Origin of the sequence: Prevotella marseillensis (genome assembly GCF_900625065.1) — a bacterium.
GTDB classification, from domain to species: Bacteria; Bacteroidota; Bacteroidia; order Bacteroidales; family Bacteroidaceae; genus Prevotella; species Prevotella rara.
Map to the genome: position 1 here is coordinate 722,896 of NZ_UYXY01000001.1, position 25,874 is coordinate 748,769.

The window sequence follows — 25,874 nt, forward strand, 5'->3', positions numbered from 1 at the left end:
CATGGCTGATATTAAATTATTCTTATACGGACATCGTTTATGTATTTTATTTTGTGCAAATATAATTTAAAATAATCTGAAATCAAAAAAAAAGATGTATATTTGCATAAATAAAATAGTTAAATTTAAAAATTATAATTAACGCTTTTAATAAAAAAACAAACATGAAAAAATTTATGGATGAAAACTTCCTGCTAGAAACATCTACTGCACAGGATCTATTTCATAATCATGCGGCAAAAATGCCAATTATTGACTATCATTGCCATTTGATCCCTGAAATGGTCGCTAACGACCACAAATTCAAGAGCATAACAGAGCTGTGGTTGGGCGGTGATCATTATAAATGGCGTGCTATGCGTACTAACGGCGTTGACGAGAAGTATTGCACAGGAACAGAAACTAGCGATTGGGAAAAATTTGAAAAATGGGCTGAGACTGTTCCTTATACATTCAGAAACCCGCTTTATCATTGGACACACCTTGAGCTGAAGACTGCTTTTGGCATAGACAAGCTCTTGAGTCCGAAGACAGCCCGTGAAATATATGATGAATGTAACGAAAAACTTCAACAGCCTGAATATACAGCAAGAGGCTTTATGCGTCGTTACAACGTTGAATGTGTTTGTACAACAGACGACCCTATTGATGATCTGAGATATCATAAGCAGACACGCGAGAGCGGATTTGAAATCAAAATGATTCCGGCCTGGAGACCTGACAAGGCTATGGCTGTTGACAATACAAAGAATTTTGCTGAGTATGTAAATAAGCTGGGCGAAGTTGCAGGCGTTTCAATTGCTAAATTCCAGGATATGATTGACGCATTGCAGAAGCGTCATGATTTCTTCCACGAGAATGGTTGCCGTCTTTCTGACCACGGAATTGAAGAGTTCTATGATGAACCTTACACTGACAGCCAGATAGAAATCATATTTGAAAAAGCTATGCGCGGTCAGGAGCTTTCACAGCAGGAAATTCGTCAGTTCAAGCATTGCATGCTTACAATCTTTGCTGAGATGGATCATGCAAGCGACTGGACACAGCAGTTCCATTATGGCGCAATCCGTGATAACAACAGCCTGATGTTCAAGAAACTCGGACCTGATACTGGTTTTGATTCTATCGGTGAATTCAATACAGCAAAGGCAATGAGCCATTTCCTTGATCACCTTAACGCTGAAGGTAAGCTTACACGTACTATATTGTACACACTGAATCCGTGTGCAAATGAAGTTATAGCTACAATGTTAGGAAACTTCCAGGATGGTTCTTGTCCGGGCAAGATTCAGTTTGGTAGCGGCTGGTGGTTTAATGATCAGCTTGACGGCATGACAAGACAGATGAATGCATTGTCTGTGCTCGGCTTGTTGAGCCGCTTTGTCGGAATGCTTACCGACAGCCGTTCATTCCTGTCTTATCCTCGTCATGAGTATTTCCGCCGTTTGCTCTGTAACCTGCTTGGCAATGACGTAGAGAAAGGACTCCTTCCTGACGACAAGGAAAGCCTGTATCGCATGGTTGAGGATATAAGCTACTATAACGCGAAAAACTATTTCAAGTTTTAATGCTTGAAGCATGAATATGGAGCCTCTTTTGCTGAGTCTGTACGGATTATGCAAAAGAGGCTTTATGATTTTTAATTATTGAAATATTTGCCAATATCAAAAAATAGAACTATTTTTGCAAAGTTTTACGATATACGTCACATTTTGTAATATGAGAAAAAATCTTTTTTTTATAGTTTTTGCCGTTTTATGCATGACGTTAGGCAGTTGCGGAAGCAGCAAGCAAATTGCTTATTTTCAGAATGCTGATTCATTGAACTATGCGGCGTCAAAAGGTTTGTTCGATGCAAAAATAATGCCAAAGGACTTATTGACGATAACTGTCAGCACCACGGATCCAAAGGCTGCAACGCCTTTCAACCTTTCTGTAACCAACACACTAAATGCAACTGGATATTTGTCTACAGGAGCAGGTTCACTGCAGACTTATCTTGTTGACAACGACGGCTTTATTAATTTTCCTGTTGTCGGACAGCTGAAAGTTGGAGGTATGACAAAGAGACAATGTGAAAATTATATCCGAGACAAAATACTTCCGTACATGTCAAAGACGGAAAACCCTATAGTTACTGTTAAGATGGCCAGCTTTAAAGTTACTGTAGCCGGTGAGGTTAAGGCTCCGGGTGTATTTAATGTTGACCAGGAAAAGATTAGTGTGATAGAGGCTTTGGCCAGAGCTGGAGACCTTACAATCTATGGTAAGCGTGGTAATGTCTTGCTTATACGTGAGGATGCTACTGGAGAAAAGTCTGTTCACAGACTTAATCTGAATGATGCAAATCTGATAAATTCACCATATTATTACCTTCAGCAGAATGATTATTTGTATGTTGAGCCAAACAGCGTTCAGGCAAAGAACTCTGCAATAGGTTCAAGTACGACAATATGGATTTCTGTTGTCAGTATCCTGACATCTGTAGCTTCGTTGGTGGTTAATGTGTTGAAGTAAGTAAAGTATGTGTGGAATTGTTGGTTATTTAGGTAAGAAAGACGCTTATCCGGTGCTGATTAAGGGACTGGGCCGGTTGGAATATCGTGGATACGATAGCGCAGGCTTGGCTTTGCTTAATTCAGACGGAGGACTGAATGTATATAAAACTAAAGGTAAAGTAAAAGATTTAGATACATTTTGTAAAGACAAAAATATCTCAGGAACTGTGGGTATTGCTCATACACGATGGGCAACCCATGGTGAACCTTCATCTGTAAACGCACATCCACATTATTCAGAGTCTAAGAATCTTGCAATTATCCATAATGGAATAATTGAAAATTATGCAGATTTAAAGAAAAAGTTGCAGTCAAAAGGCTTGACTTTCCGTTCTGATACGGATACTGAAGTACTTGTGCAACTGATTGAATATATTCAGAACAAGAAAAAACTCGACCTTTTGTCATCTGTTCAGGTTGCGCTCCATGAAGTTATCGGTGCATACTCAATTGCCCTGCTTGATAAGCGTGAGCCAGATCAGATTATTGCTGCTTGCAAACAAAGCCCTTTGGTTATTGGTGTAGCAGAAGATGAATTCTTCCTTGCTTCAGATGCAAGCCCGATAATTGAGTATACTGATAAGGTGGCCTACCTTGAAGACGGCAGTATTGCTGTAATGAAAAGGGGAGAGAACTTGAAGGTCGTTGATATATTAAATAGGGAACTGTTCCAGAAAATACAGACTGTTGACCTGAATTTAGGTCAGATAGAAAAAGGCGGATATCCGCATTTTATGCTGAAAGAAATCTTTGAACAGCCCGAATGTCTTACTAACTGTATGCGTGGCCGTATAAATGTTGAGGCTACAAATGTTACGTTAAGTGCCGTCATTGATTATAAAGAACGCCTGCTGGCTGCAAAGAGAATAATAATTGTTGCATGTGGAACCTCATGGCATGCCGGACTTATCGGAAAGCAAATAATAGAAAGTTTATGCCGTATACCTGTCGAGGTTGAGTATGCAAGCGAATTCAGATACCGTAATCCTGTAGTTACAGACAATGACGTTGTCATAGCTATATCGCAGAGCGGTGAAACGGCAGACACTTTGGCCGCAGTGAAGCTTGCCAAACAACATGGAGCTTTTATCTATGGCATTTGCAATGCGATAGGATCAAGTATACCGCGTGCTACTGATACAGGTTCTTATATTCATGTCGGACCCGAGATTGGAGTCGCTTCGACGAAAGCTTTTACCGGTCAGGTGATCGTTCTTACTATGTTGGCTTTGGCTTTAGCGAAAGAAAAGCATACTATAGATGAAGATGTATATACGAAAATAGTTAAGGGGCTAAGCAATATTCCGGAAAAAATGGAAGAAACCCTGAAACTTAATGACAGAATATCACGGCTAAGCCGTATTTTTACTTATGCAAGGAATTTCTTGTATTTAGGGCGTGGATATAGTTATCCCGTGGCGTTGGAAGGAGCATTGAAACTGAAAGAAATCAGCTATATACATGCTGAAGGATATCCTGCTGCGGAAATGAAACATGGCCCGATTGCTCTTATTGACTCAGATATGCCGGTTGTCGTTATTGCAACGCGTAATGCAATGTATGAAAAGGTCTTAAGCAATATACAGGAAATAAAGGCACGTAAGGGAAAAGTCATTGCGTTGGTTTCAAAAGGTGATGAGACTATAAGTAAAATCGCTGATGAGGTTATTGAATTGCCTGATACAGAAGAATGTCTTGAACCTCTATTGGCTACGATACCATTGCAGTTGTTGGCTTACCATATTGCCGTTTGTAAAGGTAAAAATGTTGATCAGCCTCGAAATTTGGCAAAATCAGTAACAGTTGAATAAAAATATATTAATGAAAAAGCTAAAGAATAATATTAGAAATCCTAGAATCTTGCAGATGATTTTTATATTATGAATTAGCTTTTTAATTTATTATAACGATGATGGAACCATTGAAGCATGAATGTGGAGTTGCAATGGTAAGGTTACTTAAACCATTGGAATACTACCAACAAAAGTATGGCACCTGGATGTTTGGGCTTAACAAGCTCTATCTGATGATGGAGAAGCAGCATAACAGAGGACAGGAGGGAGCAGGCATGGCATGTGTGAATTTAGATGCTGTGCCTGGTTCTGAATATATGTTCCGTGAGCGTGCTGAAGGCTCAAATGCTATAACAGAAATATTTGCTAATGTTCAGAAGCAGTTCAGGAATGTTACGCCTCAGCAATTGGCTGACGTTGATTATGCAAAAAGGAATTTGCCTTTCGCCGGCGAATTATATATGGGACATCTGCGATATTCAACAACAGGCAAGAGTGGCCTTTCTTATGTGCATCCGTTCTTGAGGCGCAATAACTGGCGAGCTAAGAATCTTTGCTTGTGCGGCAACTTCAATATGACCAATATTGAAGAGATTTTTGACAAGCTTGTGAAACAAGGACAATATCCCCGAATTTACAGTGACAGCTATATTACACTTGAATTTATGGGGCACAGATTGGACCGTGAGGTTGAGCGTAATTTTATAGAAGGTCAGAAAAAGGGACTTAAGGATCAAGACATAACACGTTATATAGAGGATAATATAAAGATTAGCAATGTCCTTAAATCTACAATGGCCGATTACGACGGCGGTTATGTAATGTGTGGACTTACGGGTAGCGGCGAAATGTTCTCTATGCGTGATCCGTGGGGCATACGTCCGGCTTTTTGGTACAAGAATGATGAGTTTATTGTTCTTGCGAGCGAACGTCCTGTACTTCAGACAACATTTGAACTTGAATGTGATGACATAAACGAGCTGGAACCTGGATGTGCTTTGATTGTAAAGAAGAATGGTGAAAGTTCTATAGAACGCATACTTGAACCGAGGGGTGATGCTAAGTGTTCGTTTGAGCGCATTTATTTCAGTCGCGGTTCAGACAGAGATATTTATAAGGAACGTAAGAAACTTGGTGAACAATTAACTTCATCGATCTTAAAGGCTGTCAATTACGATACCGAGCATACTGTTTTCTCGTTTATACCCAATACTGCTGAAGTCGCATTCTATGGAATGCTTGGAGGTTTCAAGCGTTATATAAACAACCAGAAGATAGAAAGAATACGTAACTTGGATCATAAGCCGTCTTATGAAGAACTCGAAGAGATTCTGCATCAGTATGTGCGTAGTGAGAAAGTTGCAATCAAGGATATAAAACTCCGTACATTTATAACAGAAGGTGCATCGCGTAATGATCTTGCCGCGCACGTATATGATGTAACCTACGGATCTCTGGTTCCGTATGTGGACAATCTTGTTATAATAGACGACAGTATTGTGCGTGGAACAACATTGAAAGAAAGTATCTTGAAGATTCTTGACCGCTTGCATCCTAAGAAAATAATTATTGTAAGCAGTTCGCCTCAAATCCGTTATCCTGATTATTACGGAATAGACATGCCTAATCTTGAGGAATTCTGTGTATTCCGGGCAACTATTGAGCTGCTGAAGGATCATGGTATGTGTCAGCTGCTTGAAGATACATACAACAAATGTAAGGAAGAAATTCTTAAGCCTAAGAGCGAGATGCGTAACTGTGTTTGTGATATATACAAACCATTTACTGTAGATGAAATAAATAAAAAGATAGTAGAAATGCTTCGCCCGGAGGGAATGAAGACACCGGTTGAATTGGTTTATCAGTCTATCGAAGGATTGCATACGGCAATACCTAATCATAAAGGCGACTGGTATTTCACGGGAAATTATCCTACACCTGGCGGAGTGAGATTGGTAAATATGGCATTTATCCGTTTCTATGAAAGTGTGTATCAGTGTGAACGTTAGTTCTGAATGTGTTGGTAATACAAATTATTTAAAAATAAGAGTAGTTGAAAGAACAAAAAGATTTTGAATGTTTCCTGCTGTGCGCATTATTATTCTTTCAAAGAACAGATGTTGACGTACAGATTGATTTCGTTTAAAAATCTTTTTATAAAAGAGAGCAAATATGAAAAATGTAACTTTGGTCTTAGAGGATGGCACAAAATTTCGTGGAAAGTCATTCGGATATGACTCTCCCGTAGCAGGCGAGGTGGTGTTTAATACGGCTATGATGGGTTATCCCGAGAGTCTGACAGACCCATCTTATGCAGGTCAGCTGATGGTGCTTACGTATCCGTTGGTAGGAAACTATGGTGTACCACCGTTCACAGTGGAAAACAATGGAATTGCCACTTTCATGGAAAGTGATAAGATATATGCATCGGCAATAATTGTTGCAGATTACAGCGAGATGTATTCTCATTGGAATGCTGTTGAAAGTCTTGCAGACTGGCTTAAGCGCGAGCACGTTCCGGGAATAACGGGCATCGACACGCGTGAGCTTACAAAGGTATTGCGCGAGCATGGTGTAATGATGGGCAAGATTCTTTTTGATGATGAGCCTGACAATATCCCGACAGCAGACTATGAAGGTGTTAACTTTGTAGACAAAGTAAGCTGCAAGGAGATTATACGTTACAACGAAGGAGCCGGAAAGAAGGTTGTTCTTGTTGACTGCGGCGTAAAGAATAACATTATCAGATGTCTTCTGAATAGAGGTGTAGAGGTTATACGCGTTCCGTGGAACTATGATTATACGGATATGGACTTCGACGGACTGTTCCTTGCCAATGGCCCCGGCGATCCTGATATGTGTGAGGATGCCGTAAACATTATAAGAAAGCAAATGAGCCTTTCTACAAAGCCTATTTGCGGTATCTGTATGGGTAATCAGTTGCTGGCAAAAGCCGGTGGCGCTACGATTTACAAGCTTAAATATGGTCACCGTTCTCATAACCAGCCTGTGCGTATGGTTGGAACAACCAATTGTTATGTAACAAGCCAGAACCACGGATATGCCGTTGATGCTTCTACTTTAGGGAAAGACTGGGAAGAGCTATTTGTAAATATGAACGATGGCAGCAACGAAGGTATACGTCATAAGACGAATCCTTGGTTCTCAAGCCAGTTCCATCCGGAAGCATGCTCTGGTCCTGTAGATACAGAGTTTATGTTTGACAAGTTTGTTGATGCGTTGAAATAATTTGTTTAACAGGCAGTTAGTGTAATTGCAATAAAAAGAAAAGACATGAAATATAATGATATAAAGAAAGTTCTGCTTCTTGGTTCCGGCGCATTGAAGATTGGCGAGGCCGGCGAGTTTGACTATTCCGGTTCACAGGCCTTGAAGGCGTTGAGGGAAGAAGGCGTTAAAACTGTTCTCATAAATCCTAACATTGCAACCGTTCAGACATCCGAAGGTGTTGCAGACCAGATTTATTTCTTGCCTGTTCAGCCTTATTTCGTAGAGCGCGTTATAGAGAAAGAGCGTCCTGACGGCATATTGCTGTCTTTTGGTGGTCAGACAGCTCTTAACTGTGGTGTTGAATTATATAAGAGCGGTGTGCTCGAAAAATATAATGTTAAGGTACTTGGAACTCCGGTTCAGGCCATTATGGATACAGAAGACCGTGAACTGTTCGTCGACAGGCTTAACGAAATTGACGTAAAGACCATCAAGAGTGAGGCTTGCGAGACTATAGAACAGGCACGCAAGGCTGCAGCTGAGCTTGGATATCCTGTCATCATACGTGCTGCTTATGCTCTCGGCGGACTAGGCAGCGGATTCTGTGACAATGAGGAAGAACTTGACAAACTTGCAGAAAAAGCATTCTCGTTCTCTCCGCAGGTGCTGGTTGAGAAGAGTCTTAAAGGCTGGAAAGAAATAGAATATGAGGTTGTACGCGACCGTTACGACAACTGTATAACAGTCTGCAACATGGAGAACTTCGACCCGCTTGGCATCCATACAGGCGAGAGTATCGTTATTGCTCCTTCACAGACACTTACTAACAGCGAGTATCACAAGCTGCGTGCACTTTCAATAAAAATTATACGTCATATCGGTATCGTAGGTGAGTGTAACGTTCAGTATGCTTTCGATCCGAAGAGTGAGGACTATCGTGTTATCGAGGTTAACGCACGTCTTAGCCGCAGTTCGGCTCTTGCATCTAAAGCTACAGGTTATCCTTTGGCATTTGTGGCAGCAAAACTCGGTTTGGGCTATGGTCTCTTTGAGCTGAAAAACTCTGTAACAAAGACAACAAGCGCATTCTTTGAGCCCGCACTCGACTATGTTGTATGTAAGATTCCACGTTGGGACTTGAGCAAATTCCGTGGCGTTGACCGTGAGCTTGGCTCGTCAATGAAGTCTGTAGGTGAGGTTATGGCTATCGGACGTAACTTTGAAGAGGCTATACAGAAAGGTCTGCGCATGATAGGACAAGGCATGCACGGCTTTGTTGAGAATAAGGAACTTGAGATAGAAAATATCGATGCAGCGCTTCGCGAACCTACTGACAAGCGTATCTTCATCATATCTAAGGCTATGCACAGAGGTTATACAATCGACCAGATACATGACCTTACGAAGATAGACAAATGGTTCCTCTACAAGCTGAAGCACATTATCGACATAGATGAGACACTGAAGAAGTGCAAGAGCGTTAATGTTCTTGGAAAAGACTTGCTGCGCGAGGCTAAAGTATATGGCTTTACTGACTTCCAGATAGCACGTGCCGTAGGTCTGGAGCGCGAACTCGGCAATATGGCCAAGGCCGGACTTGTTATCCGCCAGCTCCGCAAGAGCTATGGCATCCTGCCCGTTGTAAAGCAGATCGACACACTGGCGGCCGAGTATCCGGCACAGACCAACTATCTTTATGTTACATACGCAGGTGTCAAGAGCGACATTACGTTTGAGAACGACAAGCGTTCTATCATTGTTCTTGGCTCTGGTGCATATCGTATCGGAAGTTCAGTTGAGTTCGACTGGTGCGGAGTTCAGGCGCTTAACACAATACGCAAGCAGGGCTATCGCAGCATAATGATAAACTATAACCCTGAAACCGTGTCTACCGACTACGACATGTGCGACCGTCTTTACTTTGATGAGCTTACATTCGAGCGTGTCATGGATATTATCGACCTCGAATGTCCTTATGGCGTCATTGTTTCTACGGGCGGACAGATTCCCAACAACCTTGCAATGCGTCTCGATGCACAGAATGTTCCTATCCTCGGTACATCAGCCAAGGATATCGACAATGCAGAGGACCGTGCCAAGTTCTCTTCAATGTTAGGACGCAACGGCATAGACCAGCCTGAATGGAGCGCACTGACTTCAATGGATGACATCAACAAGTTTATCGACCGTGTAGGCTTCCCTGTATTGGTTCGTCCTTCTTACGTCCTTTCAGGTGCGGCAATGAACGTATGTTCAAACAATGAAGAACTTGAGCGCTTCCTCAAACTTGCAGCCAACGTTTCAGAAGATCATCCTGTTGTTGTAAGTCAGTTTATCGAACATGCGAAAGAGGTTGAGATGGACGCAGTTGCTAAGAACGGCGAAATCATTGCCTATGCAATCAGTGAACATATCGAGTTTGCCGGAGTTCACTCAGGCGACGCAACAATACAGTTCCCGCCCCAGAAACTTTATTGCGAGACAATACGCCGTATAAAGCGCGTCAGCAAGATGATTGCTCAGGAACTGCATATCAGCGGACCGTTCAACATACAGTTCCTTGCACGAGAGAATGATATAAAGGTTATTGAATGTAACCTGCGTGCTTCACGTTCGTTCCCGTTTGTCAGCAAGGTGCTTAAGATAAATCTCATTGAACTTGCCACAAAGGTTATGCTTGGTCTGCCGGTAGAAAAGCCGGAGAAGAACTTGTTCGACCTCGACTACGTTGGTATTAAGGCAAGTCAGTTCTCTTTCAACCGCTTGCAGAAGGCCGACCCTGTGCTTGGTGTCGACATGGCTTCTACAGGTGAGGTAGGATGTCTTGGTGATGATACAAACACGGCGTTGCTTAAGAGTATGCTGTCTGTCGGCCACCGCATACCTAAAAAGAACATATTGCTCTCTACAGGTGGCGCAAAGCAGAAGGCTGCCATGCTCGATGCGGCCCGTCAGCTTGTAAGCAACGGATACAAGCTGTATGCAACTGTTGGCACATCAAAGTATCTTACAGAGAACGGCATAGAGAACACGCTCGTTTACTGGCCGTCAGACAGCGATAAGAAACCTCAGGCTCTCGACATGCTTCACAATCATGAGATAGATATGGTGGTGAACATACCGAAAGACCTTACTGTCAGCGAGCTTTCAAACGGATATAAGATTCGTCGTGCAGCTATCGACCTTAACGTGCCTCTTATCACAAACGGTCGTCTGGCAAGTGCGTTTATCAATGCTTTCTGTCGTGTTAAGCTTGATGACATCGACATCAAATCATGGGAAGAATATAAATAAGAGATATTTTATCATGTTTATTATCAAGGAGGTGACGTCTTGTGGCGTCATCTCCTTTATTGTTTTAATTCAAACGGCTCATAATGATTAACCCCAAATCGGGCATTATAGCGCATATTACTTTATCAATTTTGTGCATTGATGCTTTCAGCCTGTCTTTTTGTTTCTATTGTCGTCTTTTTGTCAGATTTTTTTTGACATAGCTCACTATGCCTGCGAAAAATCTAACGAAAATCCGCTCAATATAAAGCAAAAATCCCGACCGAATCCTAATGGCCTATTTGTGTTAAACAGGATTTATGTTTATATTGAGCAGTTTCCCATAAATCATATGTCAAAGAGTTTATGGATATATGGGTCTGGACATCATTATCCTTGCTTAAATGTTGCCCTTTTACTGAAGATGCGTAATATATTGAAAACCAATGGCTTATGCCTCTATTACGCGTATTGCAGACAATGTGCCGGTTAGCTTTATTTCATTGATTTGCAAAAGCATACCTTTTAGCGCGCGATTTGATGTCTTTTGCATTGTAAAAGGTGCTCTTTCGCAATGTAAAAGGGCACCTTTTGTAAAACAGTAAAATATATGCTGAAATGTTATCTGAAAACCACTGATTTAACATTGCTTATTCAGTGATTTTTGGTATGAAACTCATTGAGTTTTGTATTCAGTTATTTTGGATACACTTTGCTACTATTCATGATGCCTGATGCCTGTGCCATTATATGCCAATATGACTGTTCGTTGTTTCTGCTATCTGTTTTCGTTTTTTTCAGTCTCTGTTTTTCCGTCTTCGTTTTTTATGATATTGTTGCGATACTCAGTTGGCGATATGCCTGTATGCATCTTAAAGAACTTGGAAAAGAAAGAGTTGTTAGAAAAATTAAAGTCGAATGCAATCTGCTTAATGTTCTTGTCAGAATATTTCAGTTCTGCAATGATGTGTTCAATGGCGTTGTCGTTGATAAGCGTAAGAGCATTCTTGCCACATACCTTTTTGACAATGGTTGAAAGATATTTTGGCGTATAGCAAAGCATTTCGGCATAATATCCTATTGTCCGGTGCCTTCCCTTATCTGCCGTTACAGCCTCCATGAAGTTGTTGAATATGTAGTCAGATTGCCTGAGACATTCTTCTGAACTGTCGTCTGTGCAGTCTTCATAGCTGTTCTGATATGCTATGGCAATCATTTCCGTAAACATCGCCGATGCGATATGCATGAGTATGTCTTTCTGGAATTTGTCTGCGTCAACGTCTATTTTGTCAGAAATTAAGTCGATATATTTTTTCAATACAACACATTCGTTTTTGGTCATATGCCTGACAGGACAGACGTGCAGATGCTCCATCATTTTCCATGTCCCTTTTTCTGTTTGAGTCATGCGGTGTGCCAAGCGGTTTGAAAAGCATATTATTATAAGCTTATTCTCGCTTTTTTCTTCAATTAGGTTTATGAGCGAGTTAGGCAGACATACCAGTATGTCGTTTTTATGGAGACAGAAAACAGTGTTGTTTAACTCTATTTTAAGTTCTCCTTTTTCGCAGTAGACAAACGTGAATTCTTCAATTTTTTCACTTTTGCTTTCATGAAAGATATAGTCGAGTCGGTCAGTTATTTTCACGTAGTCGTTGTCATAAAAATTTTTGCTTGTTTCTTGATTATAAATATTTCTTATGTCTTTGTTCATCTGTTCTGATTTTGTTTGCAAAGATACTAAATTACGGCTTACCTGTAATATTCCTTTTTCCTCAGCCTATGTTCTATTTTCTTCTTTTCTTGCAGGCAGAAGTCAAATTGAACACATCTGAAGGAAATGTTGTTACTGATTCTGCACGGCAAATTGTTACTTTCGCGGCGAAAATCAGATAATATATTAATGATATGAAGAAAAAGATTTTAAACTTGAATGTATGGCTTGTTGCCTTTACATGTTTATTCATTGCAACATCATGCAAGAACAAACCTGCTGAAGTTAACAGGCAGACTTATGCCACGAAGAAAGTGGAGGGGAAGACAGACAAAACAATAACAACTTCTTATTCTGCATCAATTGAAGGTATGCAGGATATCGATATTTATCCAAAAGTTTCAGGATATATAGTAAAACTTAATGTTTCAGAGGGACAGACAGTACGGAAAGGACAAGTGCTTTTTGTTATAGACCAGGTTCCATATCAGACGGCACTTGCCACGGCTGTAGCCAATGTGAAGGATGCTGAGGCAAATCTTGCCACGGCTGAGCTGACATATCAGAGTGCCAAGGAGCTTCATGCACAGAAAGTGGTGTCAGACTTTAACCTGAAGACAAACCGTAATGCATATCTGACGGCCAAGGCTAAGCTGGTACAGGCGCGGGCAGAGGAGAGGGATGCACGTAACAATTTGTCTTATACAGAGGTGAAGAGTCCGAGCGACGGTGTTGTTGGAATGCTGCCGTATCGTGTAGGAACATTGGTCAGTCCGTCGATGACAAAGCCTCTTACAACAGTTTCGGATAACTCTAAGGTGTATGTATATTTCTCAATGCCGGAAAATCAGCTTCTCACCATGGTGCGTCAGTATGGCACTAAGGACAATGCAATAAAGCAGATGCCGGAAATACAGCTTCAGCTTAACGATGGTTCGATATTCGATGAGAAAGGCAAGATAGAGTCGATAAGCGGAGTGATAGACAAAGAGACCGGAGCGGTAGGCCTTAGGGCTGTGTTCCCGAATAAGTCCAGGTTGCTTTACAGCGGTTCGTCTGGCAATGTCCTGATACCGAGCGAGTTTAAGAATTGTATTGTTATTCCGCAGGAAGCCACAGTGCAGCAGCAAGACAAATACATAGTGTATAAAGTGGTAAACGGCAAAGCTGTTTCAACACTCATAACGGTTGCCCCCTATAACGACGGCAAGGAGTATATCGTCACAGGCGGTCTGAGCGTAGGAGACGAATATGTTTCAAAGGGTGCCGGACTTGTGCGCGAGGGAACTATTGTGAAATGATAAAAACAAAAAGGGAAAAAGATTTTTATGAAAGGAAACATCTTTATAAAAAGGCCGGTTATGGCGCTGGCCATATCCATATTGATAGTTTTAGTTGGTCTTATCTCTCTCTTCACCCTGCCGGTTGAGCAATATCCTGACATTGCTCCTCCTACGGTGAGGGTTGAGGCTACTTATACAGGAGCTGATGCCGATGCTGTTATGAACAGCGTGATAATTCCTCTTGAGGAAAGCATCAACGGAGTAGAAGACATGATTTATATAACTTCAACGGCAACCAACTCAGGAACAGCTGAGATTATGGTCTATTTCAAGCAAGGCACTGACCCGGACATGGCTGCCGTGAATGTGCAGAACCGTGTGTCTAAAGCTGAAGGCAAACTTCCGTCGGCGGTTAAGAGCATCGGTGTCAGCACGACAAAGCGTCAGAACGGTTTCTTGCAGATAAACTCTCTTGTAAGCAAAGACAAGCGTTACGACGAGACCTTTCTTGCCAATTATCTTGACATAAATGTCATACCGCGTCTTAAGCGTATTCAGGGCGTAGGCGATGTCCTTGAGTTGGGTGATACATACAGTCTGCGTGTATGGATGAAGCCAGACGTGATGTCTCAATATGGGCTTATTCCTGCAGACGTAACTCAGGCTCTTGCAGAACAGAACATTGTTGCCCCGGCCGGTTCGCTTGGCGAGAACTCCGATCATGTTTATCAGTATACAATGAAGTATAAAGGCCGACTTAAAGAGGTGCCTGAATTTGAAAACATCGTAATCAGGTCGCAGAAAGACGGAACTGTGCTCAGACTTAAGGATATCGCAGATGTTGAACTCGGAAAGCAGTCGTACAGTTATCATGGCGAAGTAGACGGTGTGCCCGGAACAACGTTTATGGTGTTTCAGGTGGCCGGAGCTAATGCTACGGCTGTGAACCAGCAGATAGCCGGTGAACTTGATGACATGTCGAAAGATCTTCCTGCGGGCTGTGAGTTTGTACAGATGATGAGTGTGAACGACTTCTTGTTCGCATCAATCGACACCGTGGTAGAGACGCTTGTTATTGCTATTCTGCTTGTAATAATGGTTGTTTATTTCTTCCTTCATGATTTCAAGAGTACCATTATTCCTTCGATATCTATTATCGTTTCACTCATCGGAACATTCTCTTGCTTGCAGATTGCAGGTTTCAGCATTAACATCTTGACGCTGTTCGCCCTTGTGTTGGCTATCGGGACTGTTGTTGACGATGCAATTATCGTTGTTGAGGCGGTTCAGGCAAAGTTTGAAGTGGGGCATACATCGCCATATCTGGCAACGAAGGATGCCATGCACGATGTGTCAATGGCTGTTGTAACGTGTACGCTTGTGTTTATGGCCGTGTTTGTTCCTGTAACGTTCATGGGCGGAACGTCTGGTGTGTTCTACACTCAGTTTGGTGTCACCATGGCTGTCGCTGTGGGCATATCCTGCCTTAACGCCCTCACACTCTGTCCCGCATTATGCGCGATGTTGCTTAAACCAGAAAGCAATAGCGGAGTTAAGAAAGGATTTAATGCGCGGATTAAGGCTGCATACAATGCATCGTATAAGGTGATGTTGGGCAAGTATAAGCGTGCTTTGATGTTCTTCTTCCATCACAGATGGATGGGGTGGGCATCGCTTGGTGTTACGGTAGTCTTGCTTGTTTACCTTATGAATACGACAAAGACCGGTTTTGTCCCTCAGGAAGATCAGGGAACAATCATGCTGAACGTAAGTACTTCTCCGGGAAACTCTCTGACCGAAACCAATAAGGTTATGGACAAGGTGCAGGCCATTTTGCAGAAAACTCCAGAAGTAGACCATTTCTCACGCATTACGGGCTATGGCCTCATTTCAGGACAGGGCACATCATATGGTACAGCCATTATAAAGCTGAAGACATGGGATGAACGCAAGGGCAAGGAGCATAATGTTGATGCCGTGATGGAACGCCTTAACAGACAGCTCAGTGAAATAAAGGAGGCTCAGATATTCTGTTTTCAGCCGGCCATGATACCCGGTTACGGAACGGGTAACTCTACCGAGCTGTATCTGGAGGACAAAACCGGCGGCGACATAGCGAAGTTTTATGATACTACGGTAAAGTTTGTAGCTGAGTTGAACAAACGTCCAGAGGTTGCCATGGCATATTCTTCTTACTCAATGTCATTCCCGCAGATTGCCGTTGATGTTGATGCTGCAAAATGTAAGCGTGCCGGAATATCTCCTAATGATGTCCTTGATGCTTTGGGAAGCTATTGCGGAGCTTCGTATGTGTCTGACTTCAATAAGTTTGGAAAGGTTTATCGTGTACAGATTCAGGCTTCGCCAAAGTTCCGTCTTGATGAACATGCCCTTGACAACATGTTTGTACGCAATGGAGACGAGATGGCACCGCTAAGCCAGTTTGTAACAATAAAGAATGTTCTTGGTGCTGAGCTGGCACAGCGCTTCAATCTGTATAACACGATTCCGGTTAATGTCAATGCTGCAGACGGATATTCTTCGGGACAGGTTCAGACTGCAATTAAAGAGACTGCCGAAAAGATGCTGCCGTCGGGCTATGGATATGAGTATGGAGGTATGGCACGCGAGGAGGCCGGAAACAGCGGTGCGCAAACGGCGTTTGTATATTTCATGTGCGTCATTCTTATTTATCTCATTTTGTCATGTCTTTATGAGAGTTTCCTGTTGCCGCTTGCGGTCATCTTCTCAGTGCCGTTTGGACTTATGGGCTCGTTCCTCTTTGCAAGACTGTTTGGCATAGAGAACAACATTTATCTGCAGACCGGTGTGATAATGCTTATCGGATTGCTTGCCAAGACAGCTATTCTTATTACGGAGTATGCCGTTGAGCGTCGCCGAAAGGGATTAGGTATAGTTGCTTCGGCCTATTCTGCAGCCCAGGCCCGTTTCCGTCCTATTGTCATGACGGTTCTGTGTATGGTCTTTGGCATGCTGCCGCTTATGTTCTCGTCGGGTGCAGGAGCCAACGGCAACAACTCTTTGGCTACTGGTGTGGTTGGAGGTATAACCATAGGTACCATAGCTTTGCTTTTTGTAGTGCCTCTGTTCTTTATAGTCTTTGAATATCTGCAGGAGAAGATCAGAACACCTCTGCAAGAGGAAGACGACTTGCAGTCGGTTGTAGAAAAAGCAAGGACAATGATAGAAAAAGGTAAGTTGAACATTGAAAACAAATGAAAATGAGGAAAGCGTTTTATATGATATTTGCGGCTGTTATGATGTGCAGTTGCGGAATATATACAAAGTATGAGCCGCAGACTTCAGTTCCTGACAACCTGTATGGTGACTCATTGTCGTATGGCACGGACACTGCAAGTCTTGGCAATGTATATTGGCGTGAATTATTTACGGATACACTGTTGCAGAATCTGATAGAAGAGGGACTGGCAAACAACACAGACTATAAGTCGGCTCAGCTTAGGATTGAGGAGGCTGAGGCTACATTGTTGGCTGCAAAGTTGGCCTATCTGCCTTCGTTTGCCTTTGCCCCGCAAGGCTCTGTAAGCAGTTTCGATAATCAGAAGGCAACGCAGACTTATCAGTTGCCTATTACAGCAAGCTGGGAACTGGATGTGTTTGGACGTATACGCAACGCCAAGCTGCAGGCAAAGGCTCTTTATGCCAAAAGCATAGATTACAAGCAGGCTGTGCGTACGCAGCTCATCGCAAGTATTGCTAATGCTTATTATACATTGCAAATGCTTGACGCTCAGCTTGATTTGACTGAACGTACCATGGCTTCATGGGAAGAGACTGTTGAAACAGCGCGCGCCTTGATGAAGGCCGGGCAATATAATGAGGCAGCAGTTGCACAGATGGAGGCATCCCTTCATGGTGTCAGGGCGTCTGTGCTTGATATAAAGGAGCAGATAAATCAGACAGAAAACAGCCTGTCTATTATATTGGGCGAGGCTCCTCAAAAGCATCAGCGTGGGAAGCTGTGCCAGATGCAGCTTGATTGTGACATAACCGTTGGTGTGCCTTTGCAGATGTTGTCTAACAGACCTGATGTAAGAAGTGCGGAACGTAGCCTTGAGGCTGCGTTCTATGCCACCAATCAGGCACGTTCGGCCTTTTATCCTCAGATTACGTTGAGCGGTTCTGTCGGTTGGACAAATGCTGTAGGTTCGGCAATCCTGAATCCGGGAAAGTTTTTGGCAGAGGCTTTAGGCTCGTTGACTCTGCCTCTGTTCAACAAAGGGCAGAATGTTGCACAGCTACGTATATCAAAGGCGCAGCAGGAAGAAGCTCGTCTGGCTTTTCAGCAGGCATTGCTGAATGCCGGCAGTGAGGTTAACGATGCTCTTACTGCTTATCAGACAAGTCATGCCAAAACGTCTATTTACAGCAAGCAGGTGGAATCGTTGCAGACAGCATTACGCAGCACGAAGCTTTTGATGCAGCATGGTAATACTAATTATCTTGAGGTGCTTACGGCGCAGCAGTCGTTGCTTAATGCCGAACTTCAGCAGGTTGCCAATATGTTTACTGAAGTGCAAAGCGTGATAAGCCTGTATCAGGCTTTAGGAGGAGGACGTGATTAACTATTTGTCAGATTCTTATGTGCCAGGGCTAATTTGCTGATGTGTATCCGCTTGCTAGTCCGGGTAGAAAGCAAACGTCAGCGGATAATAATGACAGACTTGACATAAATAAAAAATATTGGGATTATATGCGCAAGTTTTAATGTTAGTTTGTTTTGGTTTGTATGCCGGCAAGTATTATTGTCGTATGCTTGTTTGATATTTGGTATAGCAATAGTATCATTGCCGGCATCTTTTGATGAGTTATTATTAAATTGAAAGTGTTTGTCGTTTGATTTGATATATCCAAGATCAGCACAAAAACATGACTTTATTTCATACTATTTTCTATTAATTCTTTCCGTCAGACTTTTAGTCTGGCGGATTTTATTTCATTCAGGCTGAATATTTTGCTTATTGTTATGTGTAAGGCTGTGATGTAGTCAAGATTGATAGAGTGGTGCTGATTGTTCTTTGGTGTTGTTTCAAAGGCAATCTGATAGATGTCTTGTTATGCAATAAAGCGTAAATGATTTTTTATAAAAAGTCATCACTCATCACATTCGTATGTAACTTGTTGATTTTGTGTACTATAACGTGTGATGAGTTGATTTTCCAACTCATCACATATATTATTGTCACAGCTTGACTTATTGAACTGATTTTATTGGTGATAACGTTATAACAGACTTATTGTCAAAGTGTTATGTAATAAAATATTTAGGGTGATGATGAAAATCGTTTTTGATGATTTTTCTTGTTGCAAAAGCATAGTTCTTGCATTGTAATATGTGGCATATTGAAAGCTAAAAGCATACCTTTTGCATCGTAATTTGCCGTGTTTTACATAGCCGTCATGCAGGCTTTAAAATTTAGTCTTGTGTAGATGGTGATTTATTAAGTCTTTTGATGACTTGATTATATAAAAGCAAAAACCGCAAGACTGTGTCCTGCGGTTTTTAATCTCCTTTTAACTGTTGTAGCTAAATTATTTAGCTGTGTCAGCAGCAGCTGTGTCAACAGCAGCTGTATTAACAGCAGAAACAGTGTCAACAGCAGCTGTATCTGTTGTGTCAGCACCCTCAGCCTGAGCTGTTTTGTTACCACAAGATGCGAAAGAGATAGCTGCGATAGCTACGAACATTAAAACTAATTTTTTCATTTTCTTTGCTTTTTAAATCTGTAAAACAATCATTTGTTTATTAAAACGATGCAAAGGTAAACATTTTTTTGATACGTTGTTCTGCTTTTAGTAATTTTTTTCATTCATTTTTGTAACTTTTTTGTAAGTAATTGATTGTCAATCAAATACGAAATGTTAATTTCTTTTAATTAGGGATGGCGCTTAATAAATAGTTTTTACTGTGTCTGTTAATTCCTACTTTTTATTATCTTTGCATCGAGAAAATCATAGAAATATCAGAAGAAAAGCAGATGTATGCATTATATATAATAAGGTGTGTGCATGGCAGGATATTTGAAACGGCACAAATGTGCCTGAATTTATATGTGTCAGGGAATGTGCAGCCGGATGGGCGTTGGTAAATGCCAGTGACATTGCTTTCTTTTCTGATGGTTGATAATACAGGTCCGATAAAATTGCAATATTAAAATCGGACGGAAAAGTAGAAAGATTAGATTATGATAGATACATCAGCCTTTCAAGGTAAAAAGGCGGCCTTTTTTACATTAGGCTGCAAATTAAATTTTTCAGAGACATCCACCTTTGGCCGTTTGTTGTCAGAGATGGGGGTGAGTACGGCAGATGAAGGCGAGGTTGCTGACATTTGTATAATAAACACATGTTCTGTTACAGAAGTTGCCGATCATAAATGCCGACAGGCCATACACAGGATGGTGCGCAATCATCCGGGAGCCTTTGTCGTTGTAACCGGATGTTATGCTCAGCTGAAACCTGAAACAGTGAGCCAGATAGAAGGAGTTGACCTGGTGCTTGGAGCTAACGAGAAAGCCAACCTTATTCAGTTCTTGTCTGAAGCATGGGGAGGCGTAAAAAACGGTGAGGCGCTGCACAGATATCATACACAGAAGACAAAAGACATTAAGACTTTTGCACCGAGCTGCTCGCGTGGTAATCGTACGCGTTATTTTCTTAAGGTGCAGGATGGCTGCAACTATTTCTGTACATATTGCACCATTCCTTATGCCCGTGGCTTTAGCCGTAATCCGAGTATTGCGTCGCTTGTTGAGCAGGCTGAGCAGGCTGCGGCAGAAGGAGGCAAGGAGATTGTTCTCACCGGCGTGAATATCGGAGATTTTGGCGAAACAACGAATGAACGTTTTGTTGACTTGGTAAAGGCTTTGGACAAGGTAGAAGGTATAAAGCGCTATCGTATAAGCAGCATTGAGCCAGACTTGCTGGATGATGAACTTATAGAATATTGTGCTCAGAGCAGGGCTTTCATGCCTCATTTCCATATACCGCTTCAGAGCGGATCAGATGAAGTGTTGCGCCTTATGCATCGCCGTTACGATACAGCGTTGTTTGCTCATAAGATAAATCTGATAAAGAAAGTAATGCCCGATGCCTTTATCGGTGTGGATGTGATGGTTGGAACACGCGGCGAAAAGCCTGAGTTGTTTGAAGAGACTTACAACTTCCTTCAGTCGCTCGATGTTACTCAGCTTCATGTGTTCCCTTATTCAGAGCGTCCGGGTACAATGGCTTTGAAGATACCTTATGTAGTGTCTGATGGCGACAAAAAACTGCGCAGCAAGCGTCTTCTTGATATGTCAGACAATAAGACTCATGCTTTTTATGAGCGTTTCATTGGATATGAGGCTGAGGTGTTGTTTGAGAAGGCTGCCAGAGGAAGAGCCATGCATGGGTTTACAAAAAATTACATTCGTGTAGAACTGCCGCCGTCACCTGACAACGACAGGCTTGACAATCAGCTCGTTAAGGTGAAGCTGGGTGACTTCAATCATGATAAAACAGCACTAAAAGCTTTATTGTAAAATGGAAAAAGTTGCTATCGTAATATTAAACTGGAATGGGGCAGAGATGCTGAAACGCTTTTTGCCTAATGTGCTTGAATATTCGCGTAAGGATGCAACTGTTTATGTTGCAGACAATGCATCTACTGATGATTCGCTTGAAATACTTAAACAACGCTTTCCTGAAGTTCGCCTGGTGCTTCTTGAAAAAAACAGGGGCTTTGCCGAGGGATATAACAAGGCTTTGGAGCAGATTGAGGCAGAATATTATGTATTGCTGAATTCAGACGTTGAAGTTGCCCATCATTGGCTGGCACCTTTGGTGGAGTTTATGGACAACCATCCTGAGGCTGCAGCCTGTCAGCCAAAACTGTTGTCTGAGAAAGATCATGATTCTTTTGAATATGCAGGAGCCAGTGGCGGATATCTTGACCGTTATGGCTATCCTTTTTGTCGCGGCAGAATTTTTGATACTGTTGAGGCTGACAACGGACAATATGATTACGATGCTGAAGTGCTGTGGGCTACGGGAGCATGTATGATGATACGTTCTTCAGATTTTAAGTCGTCAGGAGGTTTTGATGCCAGGTTCTTTGCCCATTGCGAGGAGATTGATTTGTGCTGGCGCCTGCGTTTGATGGGACGTAAGATTTTCTGCATACCAGACAGTTTTGTCTTTCATGTCGGTGGCGGCACTTTGCCTAAGAACAATCCGATGAAGACATATCTTAATTTTCGCAACAATCTGTTGATGCTTTACAAGAATTTGCCTGAAGACAGGTTGCGTAGTGTGTTCCGTATGCGTTTGTTCCTTGATTATGTCGCTGCGTTCAAGTCATTGGCCACAGGCTGCATAGGTGATTTCAAGGCAATACTTAAAGCCAGAAGAACATTCAGAAAATGGCTTCCTGAATATCGTGAGATAAGAAAACAAGTGCAGCAGATGCGCAAGACGGATAACGTGGAAGGTATATTCGGTTTCTCTATATTATGGCAATACTATGCTAAAGGGCATAAAAAATATTCTGAACTGAACATTAGCAGAGACCGCCACTGATTCTGCTTACGTGCCGGAATGTGCTTGTTTGAGCTCAGTTTTTGGTAAAGCCTAAAGATAAGACACTGAATTTTATGTTATTATAGTGTGCTGAGATTTTCTGCGCACATGATATTATTGTAGAACCGCTTGTAACGACATCATCAATCAGCAGAATATGTTTGCCGTCAAGGTCATGTTCTTTATCTATGCTGAAAACGTCCTTAACGTTGTCCTGTCGTTGCCAGCGGTTCATTTTTGTCTGGCTTTGCTTAAATGATTTTCTTTTTACGGCATTGCCGACAATCTTTATTTTAGTTATTTCGTTTATTCCTCTGGCAATTTCCATACTTTGATTATATCCTCGTTCCCTTTGCCTTTTCTTTGTCAAAGGTATAGGAATTATCAGGTCTATGCCGTCAAAAAATCCGTCTTGTCTTATCTCTTCTGCCAGCATACGCCCCATAAGTTCGCCTGTTTCCGGGTGGTTGAAATATTTTAAAGAAAGTATTATACGGCTCATTTCTGAATGTGGCTCGTAAAAGAACAATGCTGCAGCCTTTTCTATCTTAATCTGCCCCCAGAAAAGTTTTGCCATTTTGTTTTCATAGGGATTTTTTGAGAATAACGTTCTTGGCATGTGCAGGTTGCATACAGCACAGATAACGTCTTCGCTTATAGTAAGTCTTTTTCCACATACGACACACTGTTTTGGTGCTATGAAATTAAGCAGGCGTACAATGTATTCAATAAAAATACTCATGGAAAAATATAGTTTTACGTGTTTTTGAAAAGTATCAGAATAAAATATGAGAATGCAAGAAGGCATAATCACCTCTGCATTCTCATATTCATATTTCTAAGCAATTAATAGCTGCGTGCAATAATAACTCTGCATTTTGCAGGTTTGCCTGAAACCATGTCTGTTCCAGGTGTTTGCTCAACGCCGAAAGGCACACATCTTATCGTAGCTTGAGTTTCTTCTTTTATCTTTGCTTCTGTTTCTGCGGTACCATCCCAGTGGCACAGGAAGAAGCCTCCCTCCTTTACCTTCTCCTTGAACTCATCGTAGTTGTCACATTCATAGATGTGGGCATCACGATAAGCTTTGGCTTTCTTGAACATGTTGTCCTGAATTTCTTTCAGCAGATTTTCAACTCGTTCAACTATGCCGTCAACGGGAACTGTTTCTTTCTCAAGAGTATCGCGGCGCATAATTTCGAGAGTGTTGTTCTCGAGGTCGCGTCCGCCCATAACAAGACGTACAGGAACACCTTTGAGTTCATAGTCGGCAAACTTGAAGCCAGGGCGTTTGTTGTCGGCATCGTCATATTTAACAGATATTCCGGCATTGCGAAGAGCAGTGATAATCGGAGAAAGCTTTTCGGTGATGGCCTGCAGCTGTTCGGCTCCCTTTGTAATAGGGATAATAACAACCTGAATAGGAGCGAGTTTCGGAGGCAGAACCAGTCCGTTGTCGTCAGAGTGAGTCATTATTAATGCACCGATGAGACGTGTTGAAACGCCCCATGATGTTGCCCAGACATATTCAGGCTTGTTCTCTTTATTAAGATAAGTAACGTCGAAAGCCTTTGCAAAGTTTTGACCAAGGAAGTGGCTTGTTCCGCTTTGCAGGGCCTTGCCGTCCTGCATCATTGCCTCAATAGTGTAAGTGTCAAGAGCACCGGCAAATCTTTCTGTTTCGCTCTTTACACCCTGAACAACAGGTACAGCCATCCACTGTTCTGCAAAGTCGGCATATACATGAAGCATCTTCTGTGCCTCTGCTTCAGCCTCTTCACGTGTGGCATGTGCAGTGTGGCCTTCCTGCCACAAGAACTCTGATGTACGGAGGAATGGGCGTGTACGCATTTCCCAGCGCATCACGTTGCACCACTGGTTACACATCAGTGGCAGATCGCGCCATGAATGAATCCAGTTTTTGTATGTATTCCATATAATGGTTTCAGATGTTGGGCGTATAATCAGTTCTTCCTCAAGACGTGCTGCGGGATCAACTTCAACGCCGCTTTTGTCTTCTTTTGCGCGTAAGCGGTAATGTGTAACAACGGCACATTCTTTTGCGAATCCTTCAACATGTTCGGCTTCTCTTGAAAGGAATGATTTCGGGATAAGCAACGGGAAGTATGCATTCTGTGCTCCTGTTTCTTTAAACATCAGGTCAAGCTGGTGCTGCATCTTTTCCCAAATTGCATAGCCGTAAGGTTTGATTACCATGCATCCACGCACGGCAGACTGCTCGGCCAGGTCAGCCTTTACTACAAGGTCGTTATACCACTGACTGTAGTTGTCAGCTCTTTTTGTCAGTTCTTTTAGTTCTTTAGCCATGATAAAAATTGCTTTCTTATTCTAATTTGACTGCAAACTTACTAAAAATAGCTGAATTATGCTAATAAAATAGTGTAAGAAAGATATTTTATGATAATTAAATCATGCTCAGGTTGACAACATAAATGTCTTTGGTGATTATTTTAAATAAAATAATTTATATTTGTCATAGACAGATGCATACTTTGTTTTATCTTCCGGTGCATTGTATAGGTTTTTGTGTGATATTGCAGCTTCATGTTCTTTTAAAAAATGTTGTAATTAAATCAATATGTTAGGTTAAAAAATGTTCAATTTAATACATTATTAATATCATTATGTGGTTTTAATTATAAAAACATGTTTTTAATATTGTTTGGTATAAAAAAAAATTGTACTTTTGTCTATGTGAATTTTTAAATATTTTAGATTATGAAGAAAATTAAAGTTGTAATATTTGCCCTTTGCGCGGCTGTTGTAGTAAGTTGTAGTACAAAGGCAGGAACCGGTGCGTTAATCGGAACTGGTGGTGGAGCATTGGTCGGAGGTATTATTGGTAAAATAGCCGGCAACACAGCAGTAGGTGCCGCAGTAGGTGCTGCAGTAGGTGCCGGTACCGGTGCTTTGATCGGCAACCACATGGATAAAGTAAAGAAAGAGGCTGAGGCACAGCTCGATAATGCCAAAGTAGAAGAAGTTACTGACGCAAATGGTCTGAAGGCTGTAAAGGTGACATTTGATTCAGGTATTCTTTTCGCTCTGAATAAGGCAGACCTTAACACAGCATCAAAGAATGAGCTTGCAAAGTTCTCTAGCGTATTGAAGAATAACAGCACATGTTCGGTTGACATTCAGGGATATACTGATTCAACTGGTAATGATGCAATAAACGTTCCTCTGAGTCAGAAACGTGCTGAGGCTGTTTCTTCTTATCTGAAGTCATGTGGCGTTAGCTCAAATCAGATTCAGAAAGTTCAGGGCTATGGCTCTGCTAATCCTGTAGCTGATAACTCAACATCAGCAGGACAGGCTCAGAACCGTCGTGTTGAGGTATATCTGTATGCAAGCCAGGAGATGATTGACGCTGCAAATAACGGAACATTGAACTAATTTT

Annotated in this window: 16 protein-coding genes; 12 read left to right on the forward strand and 4 right to left on the reverse strand. The window is 41.9% G+C overall.

What is annotated here, in order from left to right; genetic code table 11:
- Positions 1 to 164 precede the first annotated feature (164 nt).
- The 6 genes from uxaC to carB all read left to right on the forward strand — a co-directional run bounded on the left by uxaC (position 165) and on the right by carB (position 10,876).
- Positions 165 to 1,568, forward strand: a complete 1,404-nt coding sequence (gene uxaC / locus EJL04_RS03115; RefSeq protein WP_021854152.1) for a glucuronate isomerase — start codon at positions 165 to 167, stop codon at positions 1,566 to 1,568.
- 151 nt (positions 1,569 to 1,719) lie between these two features.
- On the forward strand, positions 1,720 to 2,517 hold the full coding sequence (locus EJL04_RS03120; protein WP_125104031.1) for a polysaccharide biosynthesis/export family protein: 798 nt from the start codon (positions 1,720 to 1,722) through the stop codon (positions 2,515 to 2,517).
- 7 nt (positions 2,518 to 2,524) lie between these two features.
- Positions 2,525 to 4,369: a glutamine--fructose-6-phosphate transaminase (isomerizing) gene (gene glmS / locus EJL04_RS03125; RefSeq protein ID WP_053398456.1), complete on the forward strand. Its 1,845-nt coding sequence runs from the start codon at positions 2,525 to 2,527 to the stop codon at positions 4,367 to 4,369.
- Positions 4,370 to 4,470: 101 nt separating this feature from the next.
- Positions 4,471 to 6,360: an amidophosphoribosyltransferase gene (locus EJL04_RS03130; protein ID WP_125105286.1), complete on the forward strand. Its 1,890-nt coding sequence runs from the start codon at positions 4,471 to 4,473 to the stop codon at positions 6,358 to 6,360.
- A 163-nt stretch (positions 6,361 to 6,523) separates the two neighbouring features.
- Complete coding sequence (gene carA, locus EJL04_RS03135; RefSeq protein ID WP_021854148.1) at positions 6,524 to 7,600, forward strand: glutamine-hydrolyzing carbamoyl-phosphate synthase small subunit; 1,077 nt, start codon at positions 6,524 to 6,526, stop codon at positions 7,598 to 7,600.
- 45 nt (positions 7,601 to 7,645) lie between these two features.
- Positions 7,646 to 10,876 carry a carbamoyl-phosphate synthase (glutamine-hydrolyzing) large subunit gene (gene carB, locus EJL04_RS03140; RefSeq protein WP_021854147.1) on the forward strand — a complete coding sequence of 1,077 codons (3,231 nt, stop codon included), beginning with the start codon at positions 7,646 to 7,648 and terminating at the stop codon, positions 10,874 to 10,876.
- A 757-nt stretch (positions 10,877 to 11,633) separates the two neighbouring features.
- Here carB and EJL04_RS03145 read toward each other — a convergent pair.
- Positions 11,634 to 12,569 (reverse strand): helix-turn-helix domain-containing protein, encoded by a 936-nt coding sequence (locus EJL04_RS03145; protein WP_125104032.1) that lies wholly within the window; start codon positions 12,567 to 12,569, stop codon positions 11,634 to 11,636.
- A 194-nt stretch (positions 12,570 to 12,763) separates the two neighbouring features.
- On the opposite strand from EJL04_RS03145, the gene EJL04_RS03150 reads away from it, so the two are divergent.
- The 3 genes from EJL04_RS03150 to EJL04_RS03160 are packed head-to-tail and all read left to right on the forward strand — an operon-like array spanning position 12,764 to position 18,459.
- On the forward strand, positions 12,764 to 13,870 hold the full coding sequence (locus EJL04_RS03150) for an efflux RND transporter periplasmic adaptor subunit (RefSeq protein ID WP_125104033.1): 1,107 nt from the start codon (positions 12,764 to 12,766) through the stop codon (positions 13,868 to 13,870).
- Positions 13,871 to 13,897: 27 nt separating this feature from the next.
- On the forward strand, positions 13,898 to 17,092 hold the full coding sequence (locus tag EJL04_RS03155; RefSeq protein ID WP_125104034.1) for an efflux RND transporter permease subunit: 3,195 nt from the start codon (positions 13,898 to 13,900) through the stop codon (positions 17,090 to 17,092).
- Positions 17,093 to 17,094: 2 nt separating this feature from the next.
- Positions 17,095 to 18,459, forward strand: coding sequence for a TolC family protein (locus EJL04_RS03160; protein WP_125104035.1), 1,365 nt, complete (start codon positions 17,095 to 17,097; stop codon positions 18,457 to 18,459).
- Positions 18,460 to 19,426: 967 nt separating this feature from the next.
- On the opposite strand, the gene EJL04_RS16310 is transcribed toward EJL04_RS03160, so the two are convergent.
- The gene (locus EJL04_RS16310) at positions 19,427 to 19,600 is read right to left on the reverse strand and encodes a PG1828 family lipoprotein (protein WP_164511719.1); all 174 of its coding nucleotides are present in this window, start codon (positions 19,598 to 19,600) and stop codon (positions 19,427 to 19,429) included.
- Positions 19,601 to 20,079: 479 nt separating this feature from the next.
- On the opposite strand from EJL04_RS16310, the gene mtaB reads away from it, so the two are divergent.
- Both mtaB and EJL04_RS03170 read left to right on the forward strand, forming a co-directional pair.
- Positions 20,080 to 21,417 (forward strand): tRNA (N(6)-L-threonylcarbamoyladenosine(37)-C(2))-methylthiotransferase MtaB, encoded by a 1,338-nt coding sequence (gene mtaB / locus EJL04_RS03165; protein WP_021854140.1) that lies wholly within the window; start codon positions 20,080 to 20,082, stop codon positions 21,415 to 21,417.
- A gap of 1 nt (position 21,418) precedes the next feature.
- Positions 21,419 to 22,453, forward strand: coding sequence for a glycosyltransferase family 2 protein (locus tag EJL04_RS03170; RefSeq protein WP_125104036.1), 1,035 nt, complete (start codon positions 21,419 to 21,421; stop codon positions 22,451 to 22,453).
- 34 nt (positions 22,454 to 22,487) lie between these two features.
- Here EJL04_RS03170 and EJL04_RS03175 read toward each other — a convergent pair whose 3' ends face one another.
- Together EJL04_RS03175 and proS are read right to left on the reverse strand one after the other, a co-directional pair.
- On the reverse strand, positions 22,488 to 23,030 hold the full coding sequence (locus EJL04_RS03175) for a ComF family protein (RefSeq protein WP_338142707.1): 543 nt from the start codon (positions 23,028 to 23,030) through the stop codon (positions 22,488 to 22,490).
- Between the two features lie 269 nt (positions 23,031 to 23,299).
- Entirely contained in the window at positions 23,300 to 24,781 is a 1,482-nt protein-coding gene (gene proS / locus EJL04_RS03180) for a proline--tRNA ligase (RefSeq protein ID WP_021854137.1), read from the reverse strand.
- Between the two features lie 411 nt (positions 24,782 to 25,192).
- Between proS and EJL04_RS03185 the strand changes: the two genes are divergently transcribed.
- A complete protein-coding gene (locus EJL04_RS03185; RefSeq protein ID WP_021854136.1) occupies positions 25,193 to 25,870 on the forward strand; it encodes a YiaD family glycine zipper/OmpA-like lipoprotein in 678 nt (225 codons plus the stop codon).
- Positions 25,871 to 25,874 lie beyond the last annotated feature (4 nt).